Here is a 1,096-nt window from a genome sequence, read left to right on the forward strand (position 1 = left end):
CATGTGCCTATTTGCAAACCGTTGGGCTTAATTATTAAGAAACTACCTTTGAAAAATGAACGTACCTGAAATAAAGCATAGTGAAGTTGTAGTCTTTAAGCCTAGAGGTGGTCAGACCGAATTTCAGGTGGTGCTAGATGGTGAGCATGACACAGTCTGGGCGACTGAACAACAAATAATGGAGTTGTTCGGAAAAGCAAGAAGAACGATTGGAGAGCATATCAAAAATATTTATAAAGAAGGTGAGCTCGACAAAGAGTCAACTTGGCGGGAATTCCGCCAGGTTCAAAAAGAAGGAGATCGAGAAGTAACTAGGAAAGTATCGATTTACAACTTAGATGTTATCATTTCAGTCGGATACCGCGTAAAATCTCAAGTAGGTACGGAATTTAGAAAGTGGGCTACTCAAAGACTAAAAGAGTATTTACTCAAAGGATACTCTATCAATCAAAAACTACTTAGTACTGAGCAGCAGAAAGTAAAAGCATTAAAACAAGAAATCAATCAACTCAATGAAGAGCTATTTCAAACTAAAAAGACCTTGACCGATGGAATACTTTCAATAATCTCACACTATTCAAAATCATTCGAGCTACTGGAAAAATATGACAAAGACGAACTATCATCGGATAATCTTAATAAAGATTTAATCTACGTCATAAGTTATGATGATGTCAAAAACGCTATTAAACAACTCAAAACTAGTTTAATCGCCAAAGGAGAAGCCAGTGACTTATTTGGAAATGAGAAGGATGAATCATTCCAAGGGATTCTGGGTAGTATCTCACAAACGGTGTTCGGAGAACTTGCGTATCCCACAATAGAAGAACAGGCCGTACAATTGCTATACTCAATCATCAAAGGACATCCTTTTAGCGATGGAAATAAAAGGATTGGTTCATTTATGTTCGTATGGTTCCTTGAGAAAAATGGACATCACCTAAATGAAAAGGGCGAACGGAAAGTAAATGACAACACCTTGGTTACATTAGCACTTGCTGTTGCTCAAAGTCTTCCTGAACAAAGGGAGACTGTTCAAAAATTGATAATGAATTTGATAAAAAACTAAGCCCAATCGAGTAGACGGCTGACAGTC

The 1,096-nt window shown here is 37.3% G+C and carries 1 protein-coding gene; it reads left to right on the forward strand.

The window, feature by feature from the left end; genetic code table 11:
• The first annotated feature begins 55 nt into the window (after positions 1 to 55).
• Positions 56 to 1,069 carry a virulence protein RhuM/Fic/DOC family protein gene (rhuM, locus tag C6368_RS16985; protein WP_234369162.1) on the forward strand — a complete coding sequence of 338 codons (1,014 nt, stop codon included), beginning with the start codon at positions 56 to 58 and terminating at the stop codon, positions 1,067 to 1,069.
• The last annotated feature ends 27 nt before the right edge of the window (positions 1,070 to 1,096 follow it).

Origin of the sequence: Brumimicrobium mesophilum (assembly GCF_003025005.1) — a bacterium.
GTDB classification, from domain to species: domain Bacteria; phylum Bacteroidota; class Bacteroidia; order Flavobacteriales_D; family Crocinitomicaceae; genus Brumimicrobium; species Brumimicrobium mesophilum.